We start from the raw sequence: 20167 nt of genomic DNA, 5'->3' as shown, positions 1-20167 counted from the left end.
CTTCGGCCAGCGTGTTTTTGGTTACCCCCCCCCCCGGCGGGGCTCTGGCGGGAGCGCTTTCCCCTCACTCCTCGCCGGTTCTTCCCCCCCGGGCGGCGCCCCCCCCCCCAACCGGGCGCGGGCCACAGCCGTTCAGTGAGTTGTCAGGGCAGTCCGAGTGCGATCGCGAGTGCTTTGTTCAGTTTGACCACTGTTGCGGCGGACAGCGCTCCCGCCGACCTGCTCGCGGCGATCTCGTCGTCGAAGAGTTGGATGAGGTCATCCGCCAGGATCGAACCGACAAGTGGATCTGCGGCACCGAGGGGGACGGCCGTCGGAACACCGGGCTTCGGCGTCGTGGTCACGCGGGCGGCGAGGACCGTGTTCAGATTGCGGTTGCGGACATTGTTGGACACCACCACTCACGGCTTCTCGCCGTGCCCCATGTCGAACCAGTAGATCTGCCCGCGAAGCGCGGGCCAATTTCGAAGACGACCGGACTAACCTATATGTGGACATATACCCTATTTCGTACATATCTGAATATTTTCCAATAGCATTGATCAGCCACTCGAGGTGTGCAATTATTGCTATTAACTGCTTTTGCGATAGTAAATGTAGGCACAGAAGATGCCTGCTGATATTGATGCTTCGAAGATATATTTTGACCTGCAGTTTCTAGTTGCATTTTGCAGAGAAATTCGACCAGGCAAGTCCACCGAAAGGGCATATGATGAGTCCCCAATCCACGCGCACATCGAGCACCCGCCGCAACCTGACCGCCCCACCTGCTCGTTTATTGCTCCGTCTCGCAACTGCGGTGGTGTTTACGGCTGGACTGGTGGGCGTTTCCATCGCTCCAGCGAGTGCGTACCTCAGCCTCTACGACCACGCCGGCTACCAGGGAGGGTATTGGGTTACTTCCTCTACAAATTCGGTTAGTTCGTACAATGGACGCTATTTCAATAACACCTATCGACTATGGGACGAGGTGTCGTCCCTCAAGAATAATAATGGCGGGTGGTACAACTTCCACCATGACATCAATTATGGTGGACCATATTTGAACGTCCCAGCAGGAACGGAATACAGCTACGTAGGAGACGGAAATAACGACAGGTTCTCCTCGCACTACTGAGCCGTCAATGTTCGCTCAAATCACGCATCGGCATATCATTTGTGGAAAGAAATCACTATGAATCGAAGTTGGCAGCGATCCACTAGCCTGCATGTTCTCGTGGCCGTGTCCATCGTTGCGGGTGCGGGAGGGTGCAGTTCTGATTCCGGTGTGGATTCTGGCGAGCCTGCGCTGGGTTCGCGTGTCGAGCCTGGCGATATGCGCAATTTCACCCTCCCGTTGGATGCCTATGTCACTACCCCTGTAGTGGAGGTTCTCCAAGCAGAGAATGTTCTGGTCCGAAAGTGCATGGCGGAATTCGGGTTCACAGGCGAATACATAGGAACCGATTCGCCCGATTCTGGTCCGCCCCCCAACGAGCGCAGATACTGGTTGGTGAGCATCTCCGACGCCGGAACCTTGGGGTATCACTCGCGTTGGGCGGATGCAGCGAAGGCAAAATCCGGCTCAGTCATCGAGTGGTCGCCGGTGGAGACCGCATTACTCACCGGTAGAGGCTCAACTATGCACGAAGGTCGAGAGATCCCCGTGGGGGGTTGCCTTGGCGAGGCACGCAGGAAGCTCGCGAACGGCGTCCCCGAGCTACCGACGGTGGAGGGCGCTGCTGTCATGGGAGATGGCTCGGGCGCGAATGTTTCTGCAATCGCGGATCACTTGGCGACCGAGAGCTATGACCGAATGGTGATCGACTCGCGCGTGGTGAATTCGTTCGCGCAATGGCGCACATGTATGGAGGATAAAGGTTTTCACTACGACAGCCCCCAGAATGCGAACAACGACCCGAGATGGTCGGGGGAGGTCGCGAGCGACGAAGAGGTCGCCACTGCCACAGCGGATGTGACCTGCAAGGAGCAGACCGACCTGGTGAGCACGATGGCCACGGTGGAGACGGCGTATCAGCAGCGCGCGTTGGAGGCGAACGCGGAGGTTCTGGCCGAGGTCAGGGACGTCATCGACACCACGATCAAGAATGCCCAGTCGGTGTTGGCGGGTGGCTGATCGATCAGCAGGAGCGATCTGACGTGAGCGATATTCACACCGAGAGTTCAGGGCCCACGGTGGTGGGAACCCGGCGACGCTTTCTTCTTGCACTGATCCTCGCTTCACTCATTAGTTCCGGAATAGGTTGGGCTGCAAGCACTTTCATTCAGTCACCGGAGCAGGCACTCGTCGAAGCGGATGGTCCCGGCGAGACGACTCTCTACGTCCCGGTCGAGCGCAAAATCATCGGCCAGTCCGTGGTGGTGCGCGGTTCAGTGGTTGCGACCGGCGCTGTGGACATCGACGTCGGCGTCAGTGCGACTGGGAAGTCCGTCCTCACGCAGGTGTGGCGACCGCAAGGGTCGCAGGTTTCCTCCGGAGAGGCCATCGTCGAGGTTTCCGGTCGACCGCTGATCGCGCTACAGGGCGCGATCCCCGGCTATCGGGACATCAGCCCAGGCATGCGAGGAGGCGATGTCTACCAATTGCAACTGGCGTTGCAAGCTGCTGGGTATTTCGACGGTGAACCCACGGAGTTCTTCGGCGAGAAGACCAAACTGGGGCTCTTCGCTCTGTACACGGCCCTCGACTACGATGTCCCGATCTTCGACTCTGCCGGGCAGAGCCCGCGCGAGGCCGAGCGCGCCGCCGAAGACGCCGCACTGGCTGAGGCGGACGCCCGAAGCAAACTAGCTGCACTGGAGTCGGGAGCTATAGACGAGCAGACGGTTCCATCCGACGAGAGGGCACTCTTCGATGCGCGGCGGGCACTCTCGCGCGCCGCCGAAGACGCGGTGGTTGCTCGCGAGCATGCAGAGAAGGTGGCGGCAAGCACCGGGCCGATGCTGCCACTGACCGAGTTCGCCTTTGTCCCATCATTGCCTGCCACCGTGGCGACAATCGGGCTGGAGGTCGGTCAGGAAGTAGGGACGGAGTCGCAAACACTTACGGCGCCAGTGGATTCGCAAGCATCGTCTGGTCTAGGCACTACCGCCGGCAGTCCGGCACTCATCACGCTGGCGACGGGAAAGCCGATGATCGAAGCGAAACTCGCCGCGGCCCAATCACAAATGGTGCGTGCAGGCATGAAGGTACGTATCGACTCGGAAATTAGCGGACGCTCCGCTAACGGCACGGTAGAAGCGGTTGGCCCGCCAATCCCTGCCGCAAACGGCGCTCGCGGCACTGAACACTCTGTCCGAATCATGCCGTCGGAGTCCTTGGATTCAGGATTCGCCGGTGATGTACGGGTCACCATCACTGCAGCATCGTCCGAATCTGCAGTGTTGGCCGTTCCGGTCTCTGCGGTGTATCTGAGCGCTGACGGGCAGAACAGCATCCGAAAGAAGGCCGCCGACGGTACCGAAGTGACCGTACGAGTTAACGTCGGGATGACCGGCGACGGGTACGTGGAGGTTGCCCTACTAGAAGAAGGATCCCTAACGGAGACGCTTGGCGAGGGCGACCAAGTCGTGGTCAGTACCGGGTCGGTGGGGAAGTGACCGCGCTCATCGAGATCGCGGAACTCGGATTCGTCTATCCCGGTCCTCCCCCAGTGCATGCGCTGACCTCGGTCAACATAACCGTCGCGACAGGAGAATATGTCGCGCTCGTCGGACCGTCCGGCTCCGGTAAGTCGACCATGCTGAACGTACTCGGACTACTGGACCGACACACCTCGGGCAATTATCTGCTGGAGGGGGCCGATGTGTTGTCGATGCGCGACGCCGAGCGGACCGAGTTGCGCAGCACCAGAATCGGGTTCGTGTTCCAAGCATTCCACCTAATGCCGCACCGGACTGCGTGGGAGAACGTCAGTCTGGCCTTGATGTATCGCAAAGGAACCGCGCCCTCGGTCCGCCGCGAGCGGGCGGTGGCTGCGCTGGACCGCGTCGGATTGAGAGACAAAGTGAATGCCTACCCGACCCAGTTGTCCGGCGGCCAACGCCAACGAGTCGCCATCGCGCGAGCCTGCGTCGGCGATCCGGCACTGCTGCTGTGCGACGAGCCGACCGGCAACCTCGACTCGGAGACGGCCACGCGAGTTCTCGAGATGATCGAAGAGTTGCATACCCAAGGCCAGACCGTAGTCGTCATCACTCACGACGAAGCCGTCGCAGCCCGGGCTCACCGACGAATCCGGGTACAAGACGGTCGAACCGCGGAAATCGAGTGACGTCGCACCTGCACATTCGGGACCTGTTCGGCGAAGCTGCCGCGGGCGTTGTGCAGCGGCCAGGACGGTCGGCGCTCACCATGCTCGGAACAGTCCTCGGCGTTGGCGTATTCGTAGGCGTGCTCGGCCTGACCGCAACGGCCGGCAATCAGATCAGTCAACGATTCACGGAACTGGCTGCGACCGAGGTCTACGTCCAGGATGTCGGTAACACAAGCCACGACTTCCCGGCCTCGTCGTTCCCCGGCGACGCCGATGACAAAGCCACTCAACTTGACGGGGTCCGCAATGCCGGAGTGTGGTGGCCGCTCCCCAATGATGTGATCGAGACTGTGCACGCAGGGCCGGGGGCTGACAACGCCGCTAGTTCGGCCGTCTCTGTATTCGCGGCTTCCCCGGGCCTTCTGCGCGCGATCCGACCCGAAATTCGAGAGGGCAGGCTCTACGACGGCTTCCACGAAACTCATGGTCAGCGAGTCGCGGTACTGGGCAAGGGAGCAGCATCCGCACTCGGAATCGGCAGCCTGGATCAACGCCCTGCCATCATGATCAGTTCGACTGCCTTCACGGTGATCGGCGTCGTGTCTGACGTCGAGCGTGAGCCAGGTCTGTTGAACGCAGTACTCATTCCACGAACTACATCCGAGCAGCTGTGGGGGCAAGCAGAGCCCGACCGAGGAGCGAAAATGCTGGTGGACGCTGATGCTGGCGCAGCACCAGTAGTCGCCACGCAGATTGCCCTCGCGCTTCGGCCGGACAAGCCCGACGCGTTCAAGGTGACCCCTCCGCCGAACCCCCGCGATCTACGTGAGGCTGTCGCTGCAGATCTTTCCGGTCTCTTCTTCGTCCTCGCCGGGATCTGTCTGGTTGTGGGCGCAATCGGAATTGCGAACACAACCCTGGTTGCCGTCCTCGAAAGAGTCCCCGAGATAGGTCTACGCCGTGCCGTCGGTGCGCGACCCAGACACATCGCCGCACAGTTCCTCGCCGAGGCCGGTTTGCTGGGCACGATTGGAGGTTGTTTAGGTGCCTCGATCGGAATCATTGCGGTCGTCGTCATTGCCGCGGTCAACGAGTGGACGCCGGTGATGGATCCAAGTCTGCTACTACCGTCGCCTCTGCTGGGAACGGTTGTCGGTGTTGCGTCCGGCGTCTATCCCGCGTTGCGCGCGGCGCGCATCGAACCCATGGACGCGCTCCGAAGCGGTTAGACCCTACCCATGATGACGAACTGTCTAAATCCTGAAAGTGTTTGTCCGCGGCGCCATTCAGGGGGACGAGCACATGACATCGGGATGAAGGCACCCAACAACTGGGGCCTGTACGACATGATCGGTAACGTCTGGGAATGGTGCTGGGATCTCTACGCCCCCGAGGTCTACGGCACGTACCGAATCTTTCGCGGCGGCAGTTGGGCCGAAAGTGAGCGCGGTTGTGGCGCTACCGTAAGGAGGCGAAGCCACCCGACGTTTGCTATCGACGATCTGGGATTTCGCCTAGCTCAGACGATCTGAGGACAGACGGCTGAGGACTTCGAGCACAGCCTCGATCTCCTGTCGATCGCGAAGCCGAACTATCGGCAACGACGGCACATCGACAAGAACCGTGGCCATTCGCTCGGCGTTGCGTCCGTCGCTTCGCCAGGCCCACCGAACCACATGATCGGGATCGAACAGAATGGTGTGCAGCGGCGGCTCCATGTTGCGGTTCCACAACACCTCTCGCTGCAGACGCCGACGTACGGTTCGTGTGATCACCTGGCGCATCACCGTCCGCCGAGGCAGATCCAACCACAGCATCAGGTCCGCACGCTCGGCCAGAAGCCGACGCACCGCACCGTACTGCCACTCGGTCACCCAGGCAGGCTCACTGGAAAAGCGTCGTACTTCGGTTTCGAAACTCTCGAGCGGAATCCAGTCGGGCCCGTGGAAGAGAGAGTCCAGCTCAGTGTGTTCGATCTCGAGAAGCCGCCCGATTCGACCGGCGAGAGTCGTCTTTCCGGCACCCGAGGTCCCCGCGACAAGGATCTTCTGCGGACGAATCGTCAGCGCGGTGGGGTCTACGAAAGGCACCGATACACACTATTGGCCTTACACTTCGCAGTCCACCCATTCGATGTAACCGGTGCCGTTGATCGACGCACCGTCGAAGCTTCCCCGGTAGGTGTACGCGCCGACGTATCCCTTGCCGTGACCGTAGCGCCACTCCGAGTCGATCTCAGCTTCGAACTCCACGACCCTCCTGCCGTGATCGCGTACCTGCCAACGCAGTACGCGCGGCACACGCATCTCGCGACCCTGCGGGTCGACATGCAATGCGTCGGCGTACTCGAGCACATCGAACTCGACCTCGTCGAAAACCCTTGCGCTACCGTCCACAGTCCGAACGTAGGCGAGCTTGCACGCCGTCACCCCTGACGCTCGAACATCGGTGAGCAACAGTTGATGCCGGTCGTCGAGTTGAACGATCTGATAGGTGAAGAAGTCAGCCGGGAGCTTCCACGACTCGGGAAGAGCGCGTCGAGTCAAAGACTGTGGTGTCATGCACCGCGCGTATTCAACGGTGCACGGAGCCGAAATGCTCACCGGTCCACTCGGACTCGAGATCGTCCCCGAACACTGCGCCAGGAGACTGACGTGGTCGTAGACGGGATTGCGCACGAACCACGACGCTTGATCTGTTGCCACTACCTCCAGATCGACATCGAAAGAGTCGTAGCGTCCGGTGACTCGGAAATTCGGGTAGTTGTTCTCGATGATCAGGTTCTCACCGAAGGCAATTCGCGAACCGTCTTCTTCGAAAGTGCAGTCTTCGTCGGCGTCGTACGCCCGATAGAAGTGGTGTCCGGGCGCAGCGGTGGAACTCAGCACGGTTGCGGTATTTCGCGCGTCGGGTGCAGCGAGATAGTCGTTGTCGAAGACCACCGTCCCGGTGGCGCCGATCAACGTCATGGTGTTGAGATAGCGAAACGGCCCTGGCAACTCTGGAACGAAGATCCCGTAGTGCGTCCAGGCAAATTTCCGCGAAGCAAGATGCGGGCGCATCATCGCCGGTCGATCGAACGGGCGTACCGACTCGGCCATCCGCTTGTCGATCAGCGGAAGCGCACCGTCCAGCAAGGCCCGTACCGCCGGTCGCCACAACCGACGCGAGCGGGTGGCGGAGGCAGTGCGGGAACGATCAACAGTTTGTCCGGTCACGCCCCCAAGTTAATGTAACCAGACGTAACAAACAAGTGTCGAAGTTTCCTCGGCGACCTCACCCCTGAACACCCGCGCCCTGCGCAAGGGGCGAATAGCATGTGAGAATCCGCGTACCGGAACCGGTCGCAGAGAGGGTGCAACAATGCAGCACGAAGAGTCGTCGTTCACCGGGGTAGCCGGCACCAAGATCGTCTACGACGTCTGGACTCCGGACCGCGAACCCACCGGGGTTCTTGTCCTCTGCCACGGCCTCGGCGAACATGCGAGGCGCTACGACCACGTAGCCGCGCGACTCGGCGAACTCGGTCTCATCGTGTACGCACCCGACCACCGCGGGCACGGTCGGTCCGGCGGCAAGCGCGTTCATCTGAAGGAATTCTCCGACTTCACCGACGACGTCCACACCTTGTTCTCGATCGTGACCGCAGCACACCCCGGCAAGGACAAGTTCCTGCTCGGACACAGCATGGGCGGCGCGATCGCGCTTTCCTACGCCCTCGATCATCAGGCCGATCTGAAGGCGCTCGCACTTTCCGGACCTGCTGTGATCATTGCAACCGGAACTCCGAAAATCGTGATGCAGTTGGGCAAGATCGTCGGCAAATATCTCCCCGACGTGCCCGTCGAGAATCTGGAAGCGGCCGCGGTATCACGTGATCAGAAGGTTGTCGACAAGTACAACGCCGACCCGCTGGTGCACCACGGCAAGGTTCCCGCCGGAATCGCGCGCGGCATGATCACCGCCGCGGAAGGCTTCCCGGCGCGCCTGCCTTCGCTCACCATTCCCGTACTGCTTCAACACGGTTCGGACGACCGTTTGACGGACCCCGCCGGCAGTAAGCTCGTCGCAGATCTGGCCGGCTCTTCGGACGTCACCTTGAAGGTGTACGACGGTCTGTACCACGAGATCTTCAACGAGCCTGAGCAGGAAGAAGTTCTGAACGATCTGATCGAGTGGCTGCGTCCGCGGGTCACCGGAGCATAGTCATGTCGACGTGCGGGATCCTGCTGGCTGCCGGCGCCGGATCCCGCATGGGCAAACCCAAAGCGCTCGTCACAAACGCCGACGGTCGGTCTTGGCTTCACCACGGGGTGACGACACTGCAGTCCGCCGGCCTCTCACCGGTCATCGTGGTCCTCGGCGCGCAGGCAGAGGACGCCCTCGAACTACTGCCCACCACCGATGTCGTTGTGGTGATATCGGATTGGCAGCATGGAATGAGCGCCTCGCTGCGCTGCGGACTCGAGGCCGCCATGCGAATCGACGACGCAGATGCGGCAGCGATCTCCCTGGTCGACGTCCCGAATCTCGATACCGACACCGTGACGCGGATTGTGGGCGTGGGCACCCCTGCACGAAACATACTGCGAAGGGCTGTTTTTCACGGCAGACCCGGCCATCCCGTCCTGATCGGACGCGACCATTGGCCGATGCTTACAGAGTCCCTCACCGGGGACGGGGGCGCCAATACCTACCTACGCGAACACAGGGTCGAGTTAGTGGAGTGCAGCGACCTCAGCAGCGGCGTCGACATCGACTATCCCGACGCCTGATCGCACGTCACAATCCTCCCAGGTGGTGGGTGTCCGAATTCGGTGTAAAGATGATCCGATGAAACGTACCGTCGCCGCCCTGCTCGACATCGAGATCGACGAGGCGACCAACCTGGAGTTCAAGATCGCGGTGACGCGCGCGCCGGGTGTCGAACTGCTGGAAACGATGTCGTTCGTCCATGACGGCAATCCACTCGAACCCCGCGAGATCACCGCCGAACACGGTACCCGCATCCACCTACTCGACTGTGCCCCAGGCAAACTGATCGTCAGCTACGACGCGACCGTGATCGGCCGCGCAGAACCGGCGTCGGTCAGCGACTACGACGTGTCGAAGTATCTGCGCCCCAGTCGGTATGCCGAGGCGGACAAGTTCTTCGGTTTTGTCGCCGGGCAATTCGATCTCACCACTCCCCCGGCCGAACTCCTTCTCGAAGTCACCCGCTGGGTGAGTACACATTTGAGTTACGTTCCCGGCACCAGTCGCGGCACCGACAGCGCGGTCGACACCTTGCTCGCGGGCGCCGGAGTGTGCCGCGACTACTCGCACCTGACCGTCTCACTGCTACGCGCCGTGGGGATTCCCGCTCGATTGGTGGCTGTCTACGCGCCGGGTTGCGATCCGATGGATTTTCACGCCGTCGTCGAAGCCAACATCGACAACGTGTGGCGCGTGGTCGATGCAACGCAACTGGCCCCGCGCAGCAATCTTGTGCGCATCTCGACCGGCCGAGACGCCGCAGACACAGCGTTCCTCGACAACCACGGCGGTTCGATCACGTTGCATGCCTCGGAAGTTCGCGCAATCGTCGACGGCGTTCTCGACAACGACGACTACGCGAGCCTCACGTCGATCGGCTGAGAAAGCGTCAGGCGCTGATCTGGTTCTGCGAGGCCATCGTTCGCTCGAGGAACTTGACCGTGAGATCGACGATCGCCTTGCCCTCCCGAAGAGCTTTGCCGATCACCGGGAAAGCATGGATCTGCCCACTCCAGATGTGCGTTTCGACGGCTTGTCCCGCCTTGATCAGGTTCTCGGTCATGATCTCGACGTCCGGACGCATCAATTCGTATTCGGCGGACACCAGGAACGACGGCGGAATCAGACTGGCATCGGCGTTGATCGGAGACTCTGCACCGACTATTTCGTCCGGACCTTCGAGCCACCGGTCCTTCAGCTTTGCCACCTGTGACATCGGCAGGTAGGCATCTCGTTTCATGAAATCGGGATCGTGGTCCTCGAGGTTCACGTTGAGAAGTGGCGAGTAGCCGATCACCGCTGCGGGCCGCGTGATTCCGCGTAGTGCGGCAATTTCGGCGACCTTCATTGCCAGGTATCCACCGGCCGAATCCCCGGCGACCACAATCTTGTTCGGGTCTTCCGCTGTCTCGAGCAACGCGGTGTACGCGGCCATTGCGTCCTTGACGGAGGTGCCGATGGAACCTTCCGGCAGCTGACGGTAGCGCACGGAGATCACCGGTACGCCGGCCTTCGCCGAGAGCAAGCCGCACAGTGCCCGATGCGTTGCCAGACCGCAGAAGACGAAACCACCGCCGTGGAAGTACAGGATCGTGGCGCCGGACAACTCGCCCTGAGCTTTGCGCGGATGCTGCACCTTCTCGCTGGGCACTCCGCCGAGCGTGAAAGGCTCGATGTCGAGGTTCTTCGGCTTCGGCAGCTTGTCCGCCATCGCGTCGAGTCGCTCGAGTTGGCGGATACCGCGTTCGGTGGTCGGCCAGAGGGTGAACATCGGCTTCACGAAGGTCCTGGTCAGGCAGAAGATAACCCGCGCTCGCGGACTCACGTTCCAATGCCATACCGTCGAATCTCGCGTCCGCATAGCGTCCTCCCAGGTCAAGCCGTTTTGTGCATTTGAGTTACACATACTTGTCGGCTGCTGTTGTGAACGATAACTGACGCTGCGTCAAAATGACACGACGGGTAGGCCTCAATTGCTCGAGCGTGTGCAAGTTCTGGTCGCGATCACGGCCGGGAGAGATATGCGCACAGTCCGCGGTGCCCTCCACGCATCATCGCTTCGTGATTCCACTCGAACAGCGGCTTCGCGATCTTCGAGGCCAGGCCGAGTGCTCCGGACACCGCTACTTGCTGCCGAAAGTCGGCGATACAACCAGATCCTGCGGGGCGCACCGCCCAACTACTCCAGCCGGTCATTGCGCCGGTGAGTTGCACTTTCAGGTAGCGCGCAATGGGGTCTTCGACCTCGCGTCGCCCGAAAACCAGCAACGTCAGAGGGACGGCGCTGCGGATGGCCATGGAGCCCGAATGCTCATCGGTCGTCCACACTCGGCGTATCTGAGGCCACCACTGCGAATACCTCTCGGCGTCCGCGAGAACGTCGTAGACACGGTCGGCAGAGGCCGGGAGCGTCCAGCCGCTGTGGAAGTCGAAGTCGGTCACGGCGCCCGAGCTAGCCGGTGCGCACTGTGAGATCACCGAACAACGAATACGAGACGACACGAATAACCGGTGCACCTGGGCCGGGATCCTGTCGACCCCCGTCGAATTCCCGATCTCCGAAAAGGTCGAAGCCACCCAACTCGACTGAAACACCCTCCGGAACCCGCAGCCTCGTGTCCCCGAAGATCGAAACGATGGTGATCGTCGAGGAGGACGCGGTGATGGTCGCCGATCGCAGATCGAACTTGACGTCCCCGAACAACAGCAGAGCGAGTGTCTTTTTCGCCAAAGACCAACGGCCGGAGCGCTTCGTGTCACCGAAGACACCGACGATCGTTGCTTGCGGCGGCGACACCACAGCGGGTGGTGCCGCACTGAACGGCACGATCTGCTCGAGCTGCCCTCGATCTGCGGTGGGCGACCACACCACTGCCGCCTTGTCCGAGTACTCCTCGAGGGTCAAACGCCCCTCACCCACCGCGACTTCCAGACGCGCTTGGGCATCGACACGCAATTGATCGACGTCGTGGCCTTCTTCAGCAGCAGTCACCCAAGCACCGTAACCCGAACCGCAGGTGCCTACACGCCTGGCCCGCTCAGTACTCGAAGGTTTCCACCCGACGCAGGATCTCCTCCGCGATCTTGGCGGGACTTCCACCCACGTCGACGACGATGGCCTGCTCATCCGGGTCGACGGCCTCGAGCGTCGAGATCTGGGAGTCGAGGAGCGAGGCGGGCATGTAGTGATCGAGGCGAGCGGTCAACCGCTGACCGATCTGATCCCGCGAACCTGCGAGGTGCACGAACACGACGTGCTCACCGCGAAGGACGTCGCGGTAACTCCGCTTGAGTGCCGAACACGTGACGATTCCCGGCTGACCGGCGTCGGTGTGACTCTTGATCCAGACGGCGATCTTGTCGAGCCAGGGCCAGCGATCGTCGTCGTTCAACGGGTGCCCGGTCGCCATCTTGTCGATGTTCGCCTGCGGGTGGAGATCGTCGCCCTCTTGAAGGTCCCAGCCCATCGCTCCGGCGAGCATGCCGCCGACCGTAGACTTTCCCGAACCCGAGACACCCATCAGGACGAGCACGGGATACTGCTTCTGCTGTGCCGCTTCGCTGTTCATGTGCTCGCCTACCTAGATGAATGCGCTCAACACGAGCACTCCGGCCAGGCCCGATACCGAGATGATGCATTCCATCACGGTCCAGGTCTTGAGGTTCTGTACCACGCTGACGCCCAGATACTCCTTCACCAACCAGAATCCGGCGTCGTTGACGTGCGAAAGGAAAAGCGATCCTGCGCCGATCGCCAAGACCATCAGTGAGACGTGTGCGGACGACAAGTCGGCCGCGACCGGAGCGAGGATGCCCGACGCCGTCACCGTTGCCACCGTTGCCGAACCTGTTGCGACGCGGATCAATACCGCAACCAGCCAGGCCAGGAACAACACGGGAAGGCTGCTGCCCTTGATCGCGTCGGCGATCACTCCGGCGATACCGGTATCGATGAGGACCTGCTTGAAACCGCCACCGGCGCCGACGATCAGCAAAATGCCTGCGATGGGAGGCAGGGAGCTTTCGAGTGACTTCGAGATGGCCTTGCGGTCCATACCGCCGCCGCGACCCAGAAGCACCATTCCGACCAGAACCGCGAGGCCCAGAGCGACGACGGGTGTTCCGAGGAAGTCGAGGACAGACTTGGGGAGGGCCTCGGAATCGGGAGCGATCACGTCGGCAAATGCCTTGCCCAACATGAGAACAACCGGGAGGAGGATCGCTGCGAGAGTAGCCGCGAACGAGGGACGCTGCTTCTTCTCTTCCTCGCCTCGATCTTCGCCTGTGACAAAAAGATCCGGGACCTTCACGTCGACCCACCGTGCTGCGTACTTACTGAAAACCGGTCCAGCGAGAACAACCGTGGGGATCGCGACGAGAACACCGAGCGCGAGGGTGAGGCCGAGGTTTGCGTTCAAGGCCGAGACTGCAGCCAGCGGTCCGGGGTGCGGCGGAACCAACCCGTGCATGGCCGAGAGGCCGGCGAGGGTGGGGATCGCGATGCGCATCAGTGACAGGCCGGAACGCCTCGCGACGAGGATGATGACAGGCATCAACAGGACGAGACCGATTTCGAAGAACATCGGCAGACCGATCACTGCGCCGACCAGAGCCATGCTCCACGGAAGCGCCTTGGTGCTGGAACGGCCCACCAGCGTGTCGACCACTCGGTCGGCACCGCCGGAATCGGCGAGGAGTTTGCCGAACATCGCGCCGAAACCGATCAGGATTCCGACGCTTCCCATGGTCGACCCGAAGCCGGTGGCGAACGCCGCGACCGACTCGGCCGATCCGAGGCCGGCCGCCAGACCGACGCCCACCGCGCCGATGGACAGCGCGAGGAAGGGGTGCAGGTCCAGCCAGGTGATCAGCGCGATGATGACCGCGACGCCGGCGACTGCAGCGATGATCAATCGTGCGTCGCTACCAGCGGGGACGACCTCGGCCGCCAGCAATGCTGTGGTGTTCATAGGGACTCCCAGTCCGATGAGTGATTGAGGTCACTGTTCCCTAATTAACCTACAATTTCAAGAGCAGACACTAATTTGTAGTATTTATTCGGCTTCCACCGGGCTTACTCCATACGCATGGGACGATCTACGTATGCCTTCTGTCCCGTTTCAGCAGTTACACGACTCGATGCTGGAACAGCTCGGCCAAGACATAGTCGGTGGTGTGCTCGCTCCGGGTACGACGATCTCTGCCGACGAGGTGGCAACGCGCTACGACGTGTCGCGAACCGTCATCCGTGAAGTTGTCCGCGTTCTCGAATCCCTCGGACTGGCCTCGGTTCGTCGACGCGTCGGTATCACCATCCTCGGCTCCGAACACTGGAACTCGCTCGACCCCAACGTCATCCGCTGGCAACTGGCCGGTCCTGATCGGTTCGAGCAGCTTTCGATCCTGAGCGAACTCCGTTCCGGCATCGAACCTCTGGCTGCGCGACTGGCCGCAACTCGCGCCACACCCGAGCAGTGCGGCGCACTCACTGCAGCCGTAATAGGCATGTCAGCTACCTCGCGCGCTGCCGATACCGACGCATATCTCGGCCATGATTCCGACTTTCACCGCACGCTGCTCGCCGCTTCCGGCAACCCGATGCTGCGGGCGATGTCGCAGATCGTCGTCGAGATACTCGAAGGCCGCACCCGCCACTCGTTGATGCCACACGAGGCCGACCCCGAAGCGATTCACCTGCACGGAGTGGTCGCATCTGCCATTCAGGCCGGGGACGCCGACGCCGCGGAAGCCGCCATGCGCTCGATCGTCGCGGAATCCGCAGAAGCGGTCGAAACAATGCGCGAAAGCCCCGAACCGCCGCCTCATCTGTAAGTCGAGCCACAGACTCGGCGGAATTGGCCCGCAACTGCTCCGCAAGTGGAACGCTTGGCGCCATGACAGCACTCGCTACCCAGAACAGCGCACTCTGATGGCCCGCCCGGTACGCGTCGTCGTCCTCGGCGCCGGATCGTGGGGAACCACGGTGGCCGGCCTCGCTGCCCGCAACACCCCAACCCTGTTGTGGGCACGCAATTCCGAAGCGGCCGACGAGATCAATTCGCAACGAACCAACTCCAAATACCTTGGTGAGCGCAAACTTCCCAAGGGCCTCAAGGCAACCTCGGATCTTGTCGAAGCCGCTCGCGAAGCGGACGTACTCGTATGCGGGGTGCCGTCGCACGCCGTTCGCTCCACGCTCGCCGAGATCGCCAACGAAGTTCGGGCGTGGGTCCCGGTGCTGTCACTGTCCAAGGGCCTCGAGCCCGGCACCCGGCAGCGTCCAACCGAGGTGATCGCCGAGTGCCTGCCCGGCCATCCCGTCGGACTGCTCGCCGGCCCCAACATCGCCAAGGAGATCGTCGACGGCATGGCGGCGGCATCGGTCGTGGCGACCCAGGACGACCGCGTCGCCGCCGCGCTGCAACCGCTGTTCGCGTCGTCGGTCTTCCGGGTTTACCGCAACACCGACGTGCTCGGCTGCGAACTCGGCGGCATCCTCAAGAACATCGTTGCCATCGCCTCGGGCATGGCCGACGGTTTGGGAGTCGGTGACAACACCCGCGCGATGGTGCTCGCTCGCGGCCTCGCCGAAATGACCCGACTCGGCGAGGCGATGGGCGCCAACCCGCGCACCTTTGCCGGCCTGACGGGCGTCGGCGATCTGATTGCCACCTGCATGGCTCCGACTTCTCGTAACCGTCGCGTCGGTGAGGCTCTGGCACAGGGTCTGACCGTCGAGGAGGCAGTCGCCAAGCTCGGCCAGGTCGCCGAGGGCGTCAAGACCGCTCCCACCGTCATGGATCTGGCCCGCGAGTACGGCGTCGACATGCCGATTGCCGCGGAGGTCGAGGCCGTCATCGGTGGCCGACAAAGTGCCAGCGACGCATATCGCGGACTTCAGAAAGTTGCCCCCGGCGGCGAGCACGAAGTGGCGTGAGGAAGATCTACAGGTATCTAGCAATTTGGCTAGATACCTGTAGATGGTCCGAGATCAGAGGGTTGGGGTACCGACGAAGATGTCGATCGTCAACGGGGTCTGACCGCCGTACTGCGAGAAATCCGAGATCCCCACCTCGCGCAAGATCTCGACGTCCAGCACTGTGCGACCGGTATCCGTACCGGCAGGACGCCCGAGAATCTCCATCGCCGCATCGGCCATGATCTCGGGCGAACGCGAGTGATCGATACTGCCGTCTCCCCCGAGCAGGTTTCCGACAGCGGCAGTGGCGATCATGGTCTCCGGCCACAAGCAATTGCTCGAAATCGGTGTACCTGAATACTCCGCGGCGATACCCAAGGCCGCCAATGTCATTCCGTACTTGGCCAGCATGTAGCCCGGATGAGCACCCAGCCAGTGCGGCGAAAAGTTGAGCGGCGGCGACAGCGTCAACACGTGCGCGTTGGACGAAACCCGAAGGTGCGGAAGGCACGCTCGGGTGAGCGCGAAGGTGCCACGGACGTTGACCTGCTGCATCAAATCGAATCGCTTCATCGTGAGGTCTTCGGTTTTCGAGATGTCGAGGACGCTCGCGTTGTTGACCACGATGTCGATGCCACCGAAGTGCTCTAGCGCTGCCGCCACCGTCCGCGCAATATCGTCGTCGTTCCTCACGTCACCGACTACAGGAACGGCATGACCCTCGAGCGCGTTCAACTCGTCGACAGCGGTGTGGATTGTCCCGGGCAGCCGGGGATCTGGCGTATCGGTCTTGGCGAGCAACACGATGTTTCCGCCGCGGCGCGCTATCGCACGGGCGATGGCAAGTCCGATACCGCGGCTTCCCCCGGACATGATCGCGGTTCGTCCGCGGAAGTTCTTGTCGTCCAAAACGAATCCTTGTCATCGTCGACGTTCTTCGTCGCTGCGGATGTGGCTGCGGGAAGTCCCGACGACCACTCGTCGACTTCCACGATATGAGCGCCTTACCGCGATGACTACGTCCGCGGAGCATCAAGAATCATTGATCCGTTGTCCTGACGGAACAACGGATCAAAGCGATCAGCCACCCACCGGACGCAGGATCCACCAGCCACCGAGCACCAGCACCGCGACGTTCACGAGCAGGAACAAACCAACCCAGACGATCGCGGGTATCGGTGAAAGCCTGGCCAATTGGTCGGCATCGGAGTCCGGTGCCCCACCTCGTCGCATCCGCTGTCGTTGAAGTTCCACAACGGGGCGCGGTCCGGCAAAGAGGAGGAAGAGCGTCAGGAAGTACGCTGCGGCCACTTGCTGCTCCTGGGTCCCCCACCAGACGAGCCCGAACAACACTGCTCCCACGACCGCAAGTGAGAAGATTCCGTAGAGGTTTCGGATCAGGACCATCATCACCGCGATCACGAACACACCGATCCACAGCACCGAGACCGCGCGCTGCGCACCCAGCAGACCAGCCGCGCCGAGGCCGAGAATCGACGGTCCCACGTACCCCGCGAACGTCATCAGAATGACGCCGAAGCCGGTCGGCTTGCCGGACGAAATCGCAACACCCGACGTATCCGAATGCAGGCGAAGACCTTTCAACCGTCGACCGACCAGGACTGCGACGATCAGATGAGCACCCTCGTGTGCGATGGTGACGACGTTGCGGGCGATCCGCCACAGGTGCGGTTCGAGAACGATGATCACGGCAATCAACGCGGCCAGCTGAACTACCCACGCCGGTGGATTGGGACTGAGCGCCGCCACCCGATCCCACGCGGTTTCGAGGGCGTTCACTCCGCTTGTCCGCGCAGGTATCGGCCGAAGTGCGGGACTGTGAATCCGATGGATCCCCGTTCGGCCGAGTAAATGAGGCCCTTCTTGATCAGTCCGTCCCGTGCCGGCGACAGCGAAGCCGGCTTTCGACCGAGCTCGACGGCGATCTTCGCGGTCGCGACAGGTCCGTCGTCACCGGCGAGATCGGCCATGGCCCGCATGTACTCACGCTCCGCAGGCGTTGCTCTTTCGTACCGTGATCCGAAGAAACCGACAGCGAGTTCTTCCTCCGCCGTCGGCGCGCCGACGCGCACGTCTTCTGCCGTGATCGGACTCGACGCCGCCACATCCCACGTGGCTTTCCCGTACGCCTGGACGAAGTACGGGTACCCGTCAGCCGCCTCGTACAGAGCGTCGAGCGCGGATTCGGTGAACTCGACCTCCTCACGCTCGGCAGGTGCGATCAGCGCCTGATCTGCAGCTTCACGCTCGAGTCGATCGATCCGGTGGTAGCTGAACAGGCGCTCCGAGTAGCTTTTCGACGCCGACAGCACAGCGGGTAGATGCGGAAGCCCCGCCCCGACGACGATCAGCGGTGCCGCGTCCTGACTCAACTCGTGGCACGCCCCGCAGATCGCCGACACATCCGCGGCTCCGAGGTCCTGCATCTCGTCGATGAAGATAGCGATCCCAACGCCGACATCGCGGGCCAACGACGACGCGTCGAGCAGCAACTCGACCAGGTCTATCTCGATGTCACCGCTGTCCGCACGACCTTTGATCGCAGGTGCGTCGATGCCCGGTTGCCAACGCTCGCGCATTCCCTTGTCTGCAGTGGCGCGCAAGGCAAACGATTTGAGGACTCCGAGAAACTGCTCGACCCGCTCCGGATCGCGATGGGACACCGCGATCTCGCGGACCGCCATGTGGAGCGCCGACGAGAGTGGGCGTCGTAAATCCTGGTCGGGTCGCGCCTCGATCTTCCCTGTCCCCCAGCTTCGGGAGATCGCCGCCGAACGCAACTGATTGAGCAGGACGGTTTTGCCGACACCACGCAATCCCGTGAGGACAACACTTCGTTCGGGGCGGCCACGCGCAATTCGCTCGAGCACGACGTCGAAGGCATCGATCTGCTTGTCGCGCCCGGCGAGTTCCGGCGGTCGCTGACCGGCACCGGGGGCATACGGATTGCGCACGGGGTCCATGCCCACCGACGGTACAAGCCATGTAGCCGAATATCCCGCTCTCTAGCGCGTGTCCTAGAGAGAACTAGGAACCGCAATACCTGGCTCGACCTCGTCGAACCAAGCTCCGTACATCGTCGTCTAGCAGTCCAGGCTTGACGCTCGCGCGAAGTCCCCGGCCACCTGGGCCCCCATTGCTCCGGCCAGAATGATCGCAGGATGCGCCGCGGCCAGATAGAGCCCAGGCACGCCTTCGGCGAAGCCCAGCAGCGGGCGGCCACCACGCGGAATGGGACGGTCAGCGATTGCCGCCTCGATCAGTTTTACGTGTTCACCGCCCACGAGTTGACTGCGGATCGCCTGCAGCGTCGGCTCGGCAAGCTCACGAGCATCTCCAGAGAACCCGATCGGAACATCTTCAGCCGCAATCAGTGTCGTGTCGCTCATTTGTCTGATCTCGAAGTCCGGAGTGGAGAGGATTCCGTTCACCAATGGGTGCGGAGTCGAGAATCTGATGAGGCAACACGGGGAGGCGTCGACCTCGACGTCGACTCCCGCCGACGCCGCGAGTCCGGGGATCGCAGTACCAGCGGCGAGGATTGTGGTCGATCCGTAGACGGGGCCGTCAGTGGTCAATACACCGCGAACCCTTGCACCTTCCACGAGCAGTGAGAGCACCGAAGCCTCGGAATGCACTATGGCGCCCTCTTCTTCGGCACCTCGCAAGAGTGATCGAGCGAACGCAACCGGGTCAACTCCACCATCGTCAGGCGCATATGCCGCTACGACGGGCGCTGTGCGCAATCCCGGCTCACGAGCAAGGACCTCATCTTCACCGATGAGTTCGACGGGATGACCGAGTGCGCGATGCGCGTCGACGAACTGTCGAGTCTCCGCTTCCGTCTTCTCCCACGTGATCGCGCCTCTGCGTCGCAGACCGAATGGCTCGACGAGTTCGCGCTCCAAGCGGTCGAACTCGACTGCGGCGCCATGTCGGAACGGATCGGAGTAGGTTTCTGCGGCACTCTTCGAGAGGCCAACCCAGGCAAAGGAGTTGCCGGTCACCCCGCCTGCTACCGAGCCCCGCTCGAGCACGGTAACTCGGAGACCAACGCGCGCCAGGTGATACGCGATCGACGCGCCGACGACACCGGCACCAATCACCAGGATCGGACCGTCGTTTCGACCATTCGGATGCGTCACCAGTGGACCATATCTGCGAGCCGCAACCTGGATCCACTCAATTTGGATGAGAGCACTTCGGCGGTTAAGGG

General features: G+C 62.0%; 21 protein-coding genes and 1 pseudogene. 10 read left to right on the top strand and 12 right to left on the bottom strand.

Annotated elements, in window-relative coordinates; all coding sequences use genetic code 11:
• Positions 1 to 143: 143 nt before the first annotated feature.
• Positions 144 to 395 (bottom strand): type II toxin-antitoxin system PemK/MazF family toxin, encoded by a 252-nt coding sequence (locus ACWF6P_RS06415; RefSeq protein ID WP_452620418.1) that lies wholly within the window; start codon positions 393 to 395, stop codon positions 144 to 146.
• 920 nt (positions 396 to 1315) lie between these two features.
• On the opposite strand from ACWF6P_RS06415, the gene ACWF6P_RS06410 reads away from it, so the two are divergent.
• The 5 genes and pseudogenes from ACWF6P_RS06410 to ACWF6P_RS06390 form a co-directional block, all read left to right on the top strand.
• Positions 1316 to 2116, top strand: a complete 801-nt coding sequence (locus ACWF6P_RS06410; protein WP_452620417.1) for a hypothetical protein — start codon at positions 1316 to 1318, stop codon at positions 2114 to 2116.
• Between the two features lie 23 nt (positions 2117 to 2139).
• Positions 2140 to 3600 carry a hypothetical protein gene (locus tag ACWF6P_RS06405; protein ID WP_452620416.1) on the top strand — a complete coding sequence of 487 codons (1461 nt, stop codon included), beginning with the start codon at positions 2140 to 2142 and terminating at the stop codon, positions 3598 to 3600.
• Positions 3597 to 4274, top strand: a complete 678-nt coding sequence (locus tag ACWF6P_RS06400; RefSeq protein ID WP_452620415.1) for an ABC transporter ATP-binding protein — start codon at positions 3597 to 3599, stop codon at positions 4272 to 4274. Before ACWF6P_RS06405 ends, ACWF6P_RS06400 begins: the two co-directional genes overlap by 4 nt.
• Positions 4271 to 5485, top strand: a complete 1215-nt coding sequence (locus ACWF6P_RS06395) for an ABC transporter permease (protein WP_452620414.1) — start codon at positions 4271 to 4273, stop codon at positions 5483 to 5485. The genes ACWF6P_RS06400 and ACWF6P_RS06395 overlap by 4 nt, the downstream gene beginning before the upstream one ends.
• Before the next feature lie 54 nt (positions 5486 to 5539).
• Positions 5540 to 5788, top strand: a pseudogene (locus tag ACWF6P_RS06390) (formylglycine-generating enzyme family protein); the annotation flags it as partial.
• Here the strand turns inward: ACWF6P_RS06390 and ACWF6P_RS06385 are convergent.
• The gene (locus tag ACWF6P_RS06385) at positions 5771 to 6346 is read right to left on the bottom strand and encodes an AAA family ATPase (RefSeq protein WP_452620413.1); all 576 of its coding nucleotides are present in this window, start codon (positions 6344 to 6346) and stop codon (positions 5771 to 5773) included. The pseudogene ACWF6P_RS06390 and the gene ACWF6P_RS06385 overlap by 18 nt on opposite strands.
• A gap of 18 nt (positions 6347 to 6364) precedes the next feature.
• Complete coding sequence (locus ACWF6P_RS06380; protein WP_452620412.1) at positions 6365 to 7474, bottom strand: DUF6670 family protein; 1110 nt, start codon at positions 7472 to 7474, stop codon at positions 6365 to 6367.
• A 145-nt stretch (positions 7475 to 7619) separates the two neighbouring features.
• Here ACWF6P_RS06380 and ACWF6P_RS06375 point away from each other — a divergent pair, with 145 nt between their 5' ends.
• The 3 genes from ACWF6P_RS06375 to ACWF6P_RS06365 are packed head-to-tail and all read left to right on the top strand — an operon-like array spanning position 7620 to position 9893.
• The gene (locus ACWF6P_RS06375) at positions 7620 to 8462 is read left to right on the top strand and encodes an alpha/beta hydrolase (protein ID WP_019745522.1); all 843 of its coding nucleotides are present in this window, start codon (positions 7620 to 7622) and stop codon (positions 8460 to 8462) included.
• A 2-nt stretch (positions 8463 to 8464) separates the two neighbouring features.
• Positions 8465 to 9031 carry a nucleotidyltransferase family protein gene (locus ACWF6P_RS06370; RefSeq protein WP_452620411.1) on the top strand — a complete coding sequence of 189 codons (567 nt, stop codon included), beginning with the start codon at positions 8465 to 8467 and terminating at the stop codon, positions 9029 to 9031.
• Between the two features lie 58 nt (positions 9032 to 9089).
• Complete coding sequence (locus ACWF6P_RS06365; protein WP_452620410.1) at positions 9090 to 9893, top strand: transglutaminase-like domain-containing protein; 804 nt, start codon at positions 9090 to 9092, stop codon at positions 9891 to 9893.
• Positions 9894 to 9900: 7 nt separating this feature from the next.
• On the opposite strand, the gene ACWF6P_RS06360 is transcribed toward ACWF6P_RS06365, so the two are convergent.
• The 5 genes from ACWF6P_RS06360 to ACWF6P_RS06340 all read right to left on the bottom strand — a co-directional run bounded on the left by ACWF6P_RS06360 (position 9901) and on the right by ACWF6P_RS06340 (position 13981).
• Positions 9901 to 10872 carry an alpha/beta hydrolase gene (locus ACWF6P_RS06360; protein ID WP_452620409.1) on the bottom strand — a complete coding sequence of 324 codons (972 nt, stop codon included), beginning with the start codon at positions 10870 to 10872 and terminating at the stop codon, positions 9901 to 9903.
• Positions 10873 to 11015: 143 nt separating this feature from the next.
• Positions 11016 to 11453, bottom strand: coding sequence for an SRPBCC family protein (locus ACWF6P_RS06355; protein WP_452620408.1), 438 nt, complete (start codon positions 11451 to 11453; stop codon positions 11016 to 11018).
• Positions 11454 to 11463: 10 nt separating this feature from the next.
• A complete protein-coding gene (locus ACWF6P_RS06350; RefSeq protein ID WP_019745527.1) occupies positions 11464 to 12003 on the bottom strand; it encodes a LiaF domain-containing protein in 540 nt (179 codons plus the stop codon).
• A gap of 46 nt (positions 12004 to 12049) precedes the next feature.
• Positions 12050 to 12580 (bottom strand): gluconokinase, encoded by a 531-nt coding sequence (locus ACWF6P_RS06345; protein WP_020909302.1) that lies wholly within the window; start codon positions 12578 to 12580, stop codon positions 12050 to 12052.
• A 12-nt stretch (positions 12581 to 12592) separates the two neighbouring features.
• Positions 12593 to 13981, bottom strand: a complete 1389-nt coding sequence (locus ACWF6P_RS06340) for a GntP family permease (RefSeq protein WP_452620407.1) — start codon at positions 13979 to 13981, stop codon at positions 12593 to 12595.
• 133 nt (positions 13982 to 14114) lie between these two features.
• On the opposite strand from ACWF6P_RS06340, the gene ACWF6P_RS06335 reads away from it, so the two are divergent.
• Positions 14115 to 14843: a FadR/GntR family transcriptional regulator gene (locus tag ACWF6P_RS06335; RefSeq protein ID WP_047272025.1), complete on the top strand. Its 729-nt coding sequence runs from the start codon at positions 14115 to 14117 to the stop codon at positions 14841 to 14843.
• A gap of 97 nt (positions 14844 to 14940) precedes the next feature.
• Positions 14941 to 15948: an NAD(P)H-dependent glycerol-3-phosphate dehydrogenase gene (locus tag ACWF6P_RS06330; RefSeq protein WP_003940093.1), complete on the top strand. Its 1008-nt coding sequence runs from the start codon at positions 14941 to 14943 to the stop codon at positions 15946 to 15948.
• 54 nt (positions 15949 to 16002) lie between these two features.
• Here the strand turns inward: ACWF6P_RS06330 and ACWF6P_RS06325 are convergent, their stop codons facing one another.
• From ACWF6P_RS06325 to ACWF6P_RS06310, 4 genes are all read right to left on the bottom strand, one after another.
• On the bottom strand, positions 16003 to 16839 hold the full coding sequence (locus tag ACWF6P_RS06325; protein ID WP_452620406.1) for an SDR family oxidoreductase: 837 nt from the start codon (positions 16837 to 16839) through the stop codon (positions 16003 to 16005).
• 171 nt (positions 16840 to 17010) lie between these two features.
• On the bottom strand, positions 17011 to 17730 hold the full coding sequence (locus ACWF6P_RS06320) for a M50 family metallopeptidase (protein ID WP_283305273.1): 720 nt from the start codon (positions 17728 to 17730) through the stop codon (positions 17011 to 17013).
• Positions 17727 to 18914 carry an ATP-binding protein gene (locus ACWF6P_RS06315; protein WP_042924931.1) on the bottom strand — a complete coding sequence of 396 codons (1188 nt, stop codon included), beginning with the start codon at positions 18912 to 18914 and terminating at the stop codon, positions 17727 to 17729. Before ACWF6P_RS06315 ends, ACWF6P_RS06320 begins: the two co-directional genes overlap by 4 nt.
• Before the next feature lie 120 nt (positions 18915 to 19034).
• Entirely contained in the window at positions 19035 to 20096 is a 1062-nt protein-coding gene (locus tag ACWF6P_RS06310) for an NAD(P)/FAD-dependent oxidoreductase (RefSeq protein WP_452620405.1), read from the bottom strand.
• Between the last annotated feature and the right edge of the window lie 71 nt (positions 20097 to 20167).

The sequence above is a fragment of the Rhodococcus sp. NPDC055024 genome (assembly GCF_053608585.1).
This window is presented reverse-complemented; position numbering and strand designations above follow the sequence as displayed.

Bases quoted from the DNA above. Each gene is read 5' to 3' on its own strand.
- ACWF6P_RS06410 (WP_452620417.1), top strand. From the start codon at position 1,316: ATGCGCAATTTCACCCTCCCGTTGGATGCCTATGTCACTACCCCTGTA.
- ACWF6P_RS06375 (WP_019745522.1), top strand. From the start codon at position 7,620: ATGCAGCACGAAGAGTCGTCGTTCACCGGGGTAGCCGGCACCAAGATC.
- ACWF6P_RS06370 (WP_452620411.1), top strand. From the start codon at position 8,465: ATGTCGACGTGCGGGATCCTGCTGGCTGCCGGCGCCGGATCCCGCATG.
- ACWF6P_RS06365 (WP_452620410.1), top strand. From the start codon at position 9,090: ATGAAACGTACCGTCGCCGCCCTGCTCGACATCGAGATCGACGAGGCG.
- ACWF6P_RS06360 (WP_452620409.1), bottom strand. From the start codon at position 10,872: ATGCGGACGCGAGATTCGACGGTATGGCATTGGAACGTGAGTCCGCGA.
- ACWF6P_RS06345 (WP_020909302.1), bottom strand. From the start codon at position 12,580: ATGAACAGCGAAGCGGCACAGCAGAAGCAGTATCCCGTGCTCGTCCTG.
- ACWF6P_RS06340 (WP_452620407.1), bottom strand. From the start codon at position 13,981: ATGAACACCACAGCATTGCTGGCGGCCGAGGTCGTCCCCGCTGGTAGC.
- ACWF6P_RS06335 (WP_047272025.1), top strand. From the start codon at position 14,115: ATGCCTTCTGTCCCGTTTCAGCAGTTACACGACTCGATGCTGGAACAG.
- ACWF6P_RS06330 (WP_003940093.1), top strand. From the start codon at position 14,941: ATGGCCCGCCCGGTACGCGTCGTCGTCCTCGGCGCCGGATCGTGGGGA.
- ACWF6P_RS06315 (WP_042924931.1), bottom strand. From the start codon at position 18,914: ATGGACCCCGTGCGCAATCCGTATGCCCCCGGTGCCGGTCAGCGACCG.